Here is an 8086-nt window from a genome sequence, read left to right as displayed (position 1 = left end):
CGGTGGCTGTGCGGTGCGCGCGGCGGCGAACAGCGACCGGGGGCGCGGTCAGATCTTGCGGAGGAGGACCGAGGAGACGGTGTGGTCGGCCTGCTTGCGGAGGACCAGGCTCGCGCGGGAGCGGGTGGGGCGCACGTTCTGCAGCAGGTTCGGCTCGTTGATCGCGGCCCAGATGCTCCGCGCGCGCTCGCGGGCCTCATCCGGGCTGAGCGCCGCGTAGCGGTGGAAGTAGGAGTTCGGATTCGCGAACGCGCCCTGCTGCAGGGTGAGGAAGCGCTCCTCGTACCAGCGCGCTATGTCGCTGGTCCGGGCGTCGACGTAGACGGTGAAGTCGAACAGGTCGCTCACCGCCAGGCCGTGACCGGGCACCGGCGGCTGCAGCACGTTCAGGCCCTCGACGATCAGCACGTCCGGCCGCCGCACGACGATCTCAGCATCGGGGACGATGTCGTAGGAGAGGTGCGAGTAGAACGGCGCGCGCACCTCCGCGGCCCCGCCCTTCACCTCCGAGACGAAGCGGAGCAGCGCCCGGCGGTCGTACGACTCCGGGAAGCCCTTGCGGCTCATCAGACCGCGGCGCTCCAGCTCACGGTTGGGCAGAAGGAAGCCGTCGGTGGTCACCAGCTCGACGCGGGGCGTGTCCTCCCAGCGGGCGAGCAGCTCCCGCAGCAGGCGCGCGATCGTCGACTTGCCCACCGCGACCGACCCCGCGACGCCGATCACGAACGGCGTCGGCTGCGCGCGCTCCCCGAGGAACGTGCTCGTCGCGCGGTGCAGGTGCCGCGCGCCACCGGCGTACAGGCTCAGCAGGCGCGAGAGCGGCAGGTAGACCTCCGCGACCTCGGTGAGGCTCAGCCGGTCGCCCAGCCCCCGCAGCTGCACGACCTCGGTCTCCGACAGCGGCAGCTCCGTGGTGCGGGCGAGCTCGGCCCAGTCGGAGCGGACGATCTCGACGAAGGGGGAGGGGTGCGCGTCGCGCGCGGGATCGCGAGGAGACGACGGCATGGGGACCGATCCTAGCGCCCGCCCCGCCGGGTGCCCGACGCCGCGGGAGGCGCCTCCGCGCCGCTTAGAATCGAGCGCATGTGTGGAATCGTTGGATACGTCGGTGAGCGCGACAGCCTGGCCGTGCTGCTCGGGGGCCTGAAGCGTCTGGAGTACCGCGGCTACGACTCGGCCGGCGTGGCCGTGATCGACGCCGACGGGCAGCTCGACAGCCGCAAGCGCTCGGGCAAGCTCAGCGTCCTGGTCGACGACCTCGAGGCGCACCCGCTGGCCGAGGGCACCACGGGCATCGGCCACACCCGCTGGGCGACGCACGGCGGCCCGACCGACCGCAACGCCCACCCCCACCTCGCGGACGAGGGCAGGCTCGCCGTCATCCACAACGGCATCATCGAGAACTTCCAGCCGCTCAAGGAGCAGCTGCTCGCCGAGGGCGCCGTCTTCGAGAGCGAGACCGACACCGAGGTCGCCGCGCACCTGATCGCCCGCGAGTACCGCCGCACCGGCGACCTCGTGCTCGCCTTCCAGGCCGTCGTCGCGCACCTCGAGGGCGCGTTCACCCTGCTCGCCCTGCACCAGGACCAGCCCGGCGTGGTCGTCGGCGCGCGCCGCAACTCGCCGCTCGTGATCGGCCTGGGCGACGGGGAGAACTTCCTCGGCTCCGACGTCGCGGCGTTCGTCGAGTTCACCCGCCGCGCGGTCGCCATCGGCCAGGACCAGATCGTCACGATCACCCCGGAGCTCGTCACGGTGACCGACTTCTTCGGCAACCCCGTCGAGACCGAGCCGTTCGAGATCGCCTGGGACGCGTCGGCGTCCGAGAAGGGCGGCTGGTCGAGCTTCATGGCCAAGGAGATCACCGAGGGTCCCGAGGCCGTCGCGAACACGCTCCGCGGCCGCATCCACGAGGGCGCGATCACGCTGCCCGAGCTCGACGCGCTCGGCCCGGTGCTGACGGAGATCGACCGCATCACGATCATCGCCTGCGGCACGGCCGCCTACTCGGGCATGGTCGCCAAGTACGCGATCGAGAAGTGGGCGCGCGTCCCCGTCGAGGTCGAGCTCAGCCACGAGTTCCGCTACCGCGACCCGGTGCTCACCCCGCGCACCCTCGTCGTCTCGATCAGCCAGTCCGGCGAGACGATGGACACGCTGATGGCGGTCAAGTACGCCCGCGAGCACGGCGCCAAGACGCTCTCGGTCTGCAACACCCAGGGCGCGACGATCCCGCGCGAGTCGGACGCCGTGCTCTACACGCACGCGGGACCGGAGGTGGCGGTCGCCTCGACCAAGGCCTTCGTCGCCCAGATCGCGGCGCTCTACCTCTTCGGGCTGCACCTGGCCGCGGTGCGCGGTGCCGCCTCCACCGAGCTCGTCGCCTCGCAGGCGGCTCAGCTCGCCGCGATCCCGGAGAAGCTCTCCCGCGTGCTCGACGCCTCCGACGACATCGCCCAGCTGGCCGGCTGGATGGCCGACACCCGTGCGGTGCTGTTCCTCGGCCGCCACGTCGGCTACCCGGTGGCGCTCGAGGGCGCGCTGAAGCTCAAGGAGCTCGCCTACATCCACGCCGAGGGCTTCGCGGCGGGCGAGCTCAAGCACGGCCCGATCGCACTGATCGAGCCTGGCCAGGTCGTGTTCGTGATCGTGCCGAGCCCGAGCGAGTCGTACGAGCTGCAGCGCAAGGTGATCTCGAACATCCAGGAGATCAAGGCCCGCGGCGCCCGCGTCATCGCGATCGCGGAGCAGGGCGATACGGCCGCGATCCAGATCGCCGACGAGGTCGTGCCGATCCCGCTCGCCGACCCGCTGTTCGAGCCGCTGCTCGCCGTCACCCCGCTGCAGATGTTCGCGATGGAGCTCGCCGCCGCCAAGGGCCTCGACGTCGACCAGCCGCGCAATCTCGCCAAGTCGGTCACGGTCGAGTGATCGAGCCGTGATCGTGGGGATCGGGGTGGACGTCGTGGACCTCGCGCGCTTCGAGCGCTCGCTGTCGCGCACGCCCCGGCTCCGCGACCGGCTGTTCGCCGAGAGCGAACGCTCGCTCCCGGTCGCCTCGCTGGCGGGCCGCTTCGCCGCCAAGGAGGCGCTGATCAAGGCGCTCGGCGACTCCGTGGGCGCCGGCTGGCACGACATGGTCGTCGAGCGGGACGAGCACGGGAATCCGTCCTTCGCGCTGCACGGCCCGGCCCGGGCGGCCGCGGAGGCGCGGGGGATCACGCGCGTGCACCTCTCGATGACGCACGACGCGGGCGTGGCCTGCGCGTTCGTGGTGGCCGAGTCGTGAGCGTCCCCGCGTCGTACCGCGAGGCGGTGATCGACGTCGACGCGATGGCGGCGAACGCTGGGCGTCTGCGCGAGCTCACCGGTGCCCGACGGCTGATGGCCGTCGTGAAGGCCAACGGCTACGGGCACGGCGCCCTGGCCGCGGCGCAGGCGGCGCTCGACGGCGGCGCGGACGCCCTCGGCACCGCGGAGCTGCGGGAGGCCGTGGCCCTGCGCGAGGCCGGCGTCGTCGCTCCGATCCTCTGCTGGCTGCACGACCCCGGCGAGGACTTCGACGCGGCGCTCGAGCACTCGATCGACGTCGCCGTCTCCTCCGTCGACCAGCTCGACACGCTCGCGCAGTCGGCGGAGGACCGCGGTGTGCGCGCCGCCGTGCAGCTCAAGGTCGACACGGGCCTCAGCCGCAACGGCGCCGCGGAGGAGGAGTGGCCGCACCTGGCGGAGGCGCTCGCCCGTCACAGCGCTCGCGGCACCGTCCACCTCACCGGGCTGTTCTCGCACCTGTCCAACACCTCGCGCGAGGACGACCTCGCCCAGCTCGCGCTCCTCCGCCGCGCCGAGTCCGTGCTGGCCGCGCACGGGGTGCAGGCGCCGGTCCTGCACCTCGCGGCGACGGCGGCGGCGCTGCGCCTCCCTGAGGCCCGCCTCGACATGGTGCGCAGCGGCATCGCCCTCTACGGGCTCTCGCCGTTCGAGGACGAGACCTCGCTCCAGCTCGGGCTCGTCCCGGCGATGACGCTGCAGGGCCGCGTCGCCGGTGTCCGCCGGGTGCCCCACGGGACCGGCGTGAGCTACGACTACACCTGGCGGGCCGAGGGCGGGACGACCCTCGCGCTCGTGCCGTTCGGCTACGCGGACGGCATCCCGCGGAGCGCCTCCGGCGTCGCGGAGGTCTCGATCGGCGGCCGCCGCCACCGGATCGCCGGGCGGGTCGCGATGGACCAGTTCGTCGTCGACGTGGGGGATGCGAGCGTCGCGACGGGCGACCCGGTGACGCTCTGGGGCGACCCGACGACCGGCGTCCCCTCGGTCGACGAGTGGGCGCGGTGGTGCGGCACCATCAACTACGAGCTGGTCACCCGGCTCGGGCCGCGCGTCCAGCGGCGGCTGCTGAGCGCGGCGGACGGCCGTGCCTGAGCGCTCCTGGTTCGCGGACCGCGTCGTCGAGGTCGCCGATCCGGAGGCCATGGCGGAGCTCGGCCGCGAGCTCGGCCGAGTGCTGCGCGCCGGCGACCTGCTGGTGCTGACGGGGCCGCTCGGCGCGGGCAAGACGACCTTCACGCGCGGGCTCGGCGAGGGCCTCGACGTGCGGGGTCCCGTGACGAGCCCCACCTTCGTGATCGCGCGGACGCATCCGCCGCTGCACGACGGGCCGCCGCTCGTGCACGTCGACGCCTACCGCGTGGGCTCGCCGGTCGAGCTCGACGACCTCGACCTCGATCCGGCGCGCTCGGTGGTCGTCGTGGAGTGGGGGGCCGGGATGCTGGACGGCGTCGCGGAGTCCTGGCTCGACGTGGTCATCGAGCGGCCGACCGCCGGCTCCGACGCCGAGGAGGGCGAGGAGCCGATCGAGCCGCGGACCGTCCGCTTCCGCGGCACCGGCTGGAGCTGAGCCCGCGGGTACCCTGGACGCGTGCTCCTCGCGATCGACACCTCCTCCGGAACCTCCGTCGCCGTCGTCGACTCCGCGGGCGCCGTGCGCTCGGAGCGCACCGAGACCGACACCATGCGCCACGCGGAGGTGGTCGGCCGGCTGATCCAGGAGGCGCTCGAGGCGGCCGACGTGGCTCCCGGGGGCATCGAGGCGGTCGCCGTGGGCATGGGCCCCGGCCCCTTCACCGGCCTCCGGGTCGGGATCGCCGCCGCCCGGGCCTTCGCGCTCGGCCGCGGCGTCCCCACCCTCCCCGTCGTCTCGCACGACGCGATCGCGCTCGCCGCGCTGCGGCACGGGCGCGCCGCGGGCTTCCTCGTCGTCACCGACGCCCGCCGCCGCGAGCTGTACTGGAGCGCCTACGACGGGCTCGACGATCAGGGACTCCCCGTCCGCCTCGCCGGCCCGGGCCTGGACAAGCCGCCGGCCCTCCCGCATCCGGAGCTCCCGCGCCTGGAGGCCGAATCGGTCTCCGCCGGCGAGCTCGGAGTCGTGGCCGCCCGCCTGCGCGCGGCCGGTCGGCCCGGTGCCGCGGACGAGCCCCTCTACCTCCGCTCGCCCGACGTCACGCTGTCGGCCGGCCCCAAGCGGGTGACCGCATGAGCGAGGCCGTGCTCCGCGACGCGCAGGCGGACGACCTCGACGCGGTCATGGCGATAGAGGAGTCCGAGTTCGCCGGCGACGCCTGGTCGCGGGGGATGATGGCGGAGGAGATCCGGAGCCGTCACACCCGGTACCTGGTCGCCGAGCAGGACGGCGAGGTGGTCGGCTACGCCGGGCTCCTCTGCCCCGTCGGCGCTCACGAGGGCGACGTGCAGACGATCGCGGTCGTCGCCCGGGTCCGCCGCACCGGCCTCGGCCGCCGACTGCTGCGCGCGCTCCTCGAGGCGGCCCGCGAGCGAGGCGCCCGCGAGGTCTTCCTCGAGGTCCGCGCCGACAACCCCGCCGCGCAGACCCTCTACCGCTCGGAGGGCTTCGAGGAGATCGGCGTCCGCCCCGCCTACTACCAGCCCGACGGAGTGGACGCGATCGTGATGCGCCGGCCGCCGACCCCGACCCAGGAGACCCCGTGAGCACCGGACCCCTCGTCCTCGGCATCGAGACCAGCTGCGACGAGACGGGGATCGGCATCGTCCGCGGCACGACGCTTCTCTCGAACACCATCGCCTCCTCGATGGAGGAGCACGCCCGCTACGGCGGCGTCGTGCCCGAGGTGGCCGCCCGGGCGCACCTGGAGGCGCTCGAGCCCGCCCTGCACGCGGCGCTCTCCGAGGCCGGTGTCGCGCTCGGCGACCTGGACGCGATCGCGGTCACCAGCGGACCGGGGCTCTCGGGCGCACTCATGGTCGGCGTCGGAGCGGCGAAGGCGCTCGCCGTCTCGCTCGGCCTGCCGCTCTACGCCGTGAACCACCTCGTCGGACATGTGGGAGCCGACGTCCTCCGGGCCGACGGCAGCGAGGGCAGCCCCGTCGAGGTGCCGACGATCGCGCTGCTGGTCTCGGGCGGGCACACCTCGCTCCTGCACGTGCGCGATCTGGTGTCGGACGTCGAGCTGCTCGGCGAGACCATCGACGACGCCGCCGGCGAGGCCTTCGACAAGGTGGCGCGCGTCCTGGGCCTGCCCTATCCCGGCGGACCGCAGATCGACCGGGTGGCGGCGGACGGGGACCCGAAGGCGATCCGCTTCCCCCGCGGGCTCAGCCTGCCGAAGGACCTCGAGCGCCACCGCTACGACTTCTCGTTCTCAGGGCTGAAGACCGCGGTCGCCCGCTGGGTCGAGAAGCGCCAGGACGCGGGGGAGGAGGTGCCCGTGGCCGACGTCGCGGCGAGCTTCCGCGAGGCGGTCGCCGACGTCCTGCTCACGAAGGCGCTCGCCGCCTGCCGCGACCGGGGCGTGCCGCGCCTCCTGCTCGGGGGCGGCGTGGTCGCCAACGCCCGGGTGCGCGCTCTGGCGGAGGAGCGGTGCGCGGCCGCGGGAGTGACCCTGCGGATCCCGGCGCTCTCGCTCTGCACCGACAACGGCGCGATGATCGCTGCACTGGCGGCGCAGCTGATCGAGGCGGGGCATCCGCCGTCGGGGCTCGGCTTCGGGGCCGACTCGACCCTCCCGGTCACCGAGATCCAGGTCCGCTGAGGCCTCTACCGGGCGGCGGCCGGGCCGCGCAAGCGCCGTCCAGCTTTTTGACAGGCGGATCGTGCCACTGCCACTCTTGGCCGCATCCGCTCGTTCCTGACCCTGGGGGATTCCATGACCACTCCGTACACGCCCGCGTCCGACCGCTACAACATCCTGGCGATCATCGGCTTCATCGCCTCGTTCTTCGTCTCCATCGTGGGCATCGTGCTGGGCTTCATCGCCCTGTCGCAGATCAAGCGCACGGGGGAGAAGGGCCGCGGCCTCGCCCTCGCCGCCGTCATCATCGGCTTCGTCGCGATCATCATCACCATCATCTCGTTCGTCGCGCTCTTCTCGATCGCGGCGACCATGCCCACGACCGGGTACTGATCGACACGCCTCCGAGGCTCGGGGGCGCCCGCACCACCAGGAGGACACCGTGACCGACGACACCGCGCCCGGACCGCAGACCGGACCGGCGCCCGCGCCGTTCGCCCCTCCACTCGGCGAGCCGTCGGCGGCCTACCCGCCGCCGACGGCCGCCGCCGATCCCTACCCCGGTCTCCCGCCCCGCCGCCCGCCGATGAATCCGCTCGCGGTCGCGGCTCTGGTGTGCGGACTGCTGGGGCTGGCGCCCGCCGCCATCGTCCTCGGCCACATCGGCTTCGCCCAGGCCCGACGCTCCGGACAGCGCGGCCGCGGTCTCGCGGTCGCCGGCTTCGTGCTGGGCTACCTCGCGATCGTCCTCGCGGTGATCGCCTACCTCGCCTGGACGGCCTTCGTCGGCGACCTGCGCGACGGCGGGTACCTGCCCGCGTGAGCGGACGGAACCCCTCCGCCGCCGCCCGGGTGCTGGCTAGACTCGCGCCATGAGCGACGACAGCACCCGTCCCGGCCCCGGCTCCGACGAGCAGCACGGCTCCGTCCCGGTCCCGCCGGCCACTCCCCCGTCCTCGTCGCCGCGGTGCTCACCCAGGCGAGGCTCCGGCAGAAGGCGGAGGCGAAGTTCGGAGAGTTCGCCCGCTCGATGC

General features: G+C 73.6%; 10 protein-coding genes. 9 read left to right on the top strand and 1 reads right to left on the bottom strand.

Translation table 11 applies throughout. From position 1 onward, the window contains the following. Positions 1-48 precede the first annotated feature (48 nt). Positions 49-1005, bottom strand: a complete 957-nt coding sequence (gene coaA, locus C5C27_RS15805) for a type I pantothenate kinase (RefSeq protein WP_104234153.1) — start codon at positions 1003-1005, stop codon at positions 49-51. A gap of 78 nt (positions 1006-1083) precedes the next feature. Between coaA and glmS the strand changes: the two genes are divergently transcribed. From glmS to C5C27_RS15760, 9 genes are all read left to right on the top strand, one after another. Further along, positions 1084-2931 carry a glutamine--fructose-6-phosphate transaminase (isomerizing) gene (glmS, locus tag C5C27_RS15800; RefSeq protein WP_104227413.1) on the top strand — a complete coding sequence of 616 codons (1848 nt, stop codon included), beginning with the start codon at positions 1084-1086 and terminating at the stop codon, positions 2929-2931. Between the two features lie 7 nt (positions 2932-2938). Beyond that, positions 2939-3289, top strand: coding sequence for a holo-ACP synthase (locus C5C27_RS15795; RefSeq protein WP_104238773.1), 351 nt, complete (start codon positions 2939-2941; stop codon positions 3287-3289). After that, positions 3286-4425, top strand: a complete 1140-nt coding sequence (alr, locus tag C5C27_RS15790; protein ID WP_104314881.1) for an alanine racemase — start codon at positions 3286-3288, stop codon at positions 4423-4425. Before C5C27_RS15795 ends, alr begins: the two co-directional genes overlap by 4 nt. Positions 4426-4474: 49 nt before the next feature. Further along, positions 4475-4900 (top strand): tRNA (adenosine(37)-N6)-threonylcarbamoyltransferase complex ATPase subunit type 1 TsaE, encoded by a 426-nt coding sequence (tsaE, locus tag C5C27_RS15785; RefSeq protein ID WP_104225016.1) that lies wholly within the window; start codon positions 4475-4477, stop codon positions 4898-4900. A 21-nt stretch (positions 4901-4921) separates the two neighbouring features. Next, on the top strand, positions 4922-5542 hold the full coding sequence (tsaB, locus tag C5C27_RS15780) for a tRNA (adenosine(37)-N6)-threonylcarbamoyltransferase complex dimerization subunit type 1 TsaB (protein ID WP_104225011.1): 621 nt from the start codon (positions 4922-4924) through the stop codon (positions 5540-5542). After that, complete coding sequence (rimI, locus tag C5C27_RS15775) at positions 5539-6012, top strand: ribosomal protein S18-alanine N-acetyltransferase (protein ID WP_104314880.1); 474 nt, start codon at positions 5539-5541, stop codon at positions 6010-6012. The genes tsaB and rimI overlap by 4 nt, the downstream gene beginning before the upstream one ends. Continuing rightward, on the top strand, positions 6009-7073 hold the full coding sequence (tsaD, locus tag C5C27_RS15770; RefSeq protein ID WP_104225013.1) for a tRNA (adenosine(37)-N6)-threonylcarbamoyltransferase complex transferase subunit TsaD: 1065 nt from the start codon (positions 6009-6011) through the stop codon (positions 7071-7073). Before rimI ends, tsaD begins: the two co-directional genes overlap by 4 nt. A gap of 114 nt (positions 7074-7187) precedes the next feature. Continuing rightward, entirely contained in the window at positions 7188-7445 is a 258-nt protein-coding gene (locus C5C27_RS15765) for a DUF4190 domain-containing protein (protein ID WP_104234158.1), read from the top strand. A gap of 49 nt (positions 7446-7494) precedes the next feature. After that, positions 7495-7875, top strand: coding sequence for a DUF4190 domain-containing protein (locus tag C5C27_RS15760; protein ID WP_104234159.1), 381 nt, complete (start codon positions 7495-7497; stop codon positions 7873-7875). Positions 7876-8086: the final 211 nt, after the last annotated feature.

This window comes from Rathayibacter sp. AY2B7 (assembly GCF_002931635.1).
Classification (GTDB): Bacteria; Actinomycetota; Actinomycetes; order Actinomycetales; family Microbacteriaceae; genus Rathayibacter.
The sequence above is the reverse complement of the archived record's forward strand: the minus strand, read 5'-3'. Positions and strand labels throughout refer to the sequence as shown.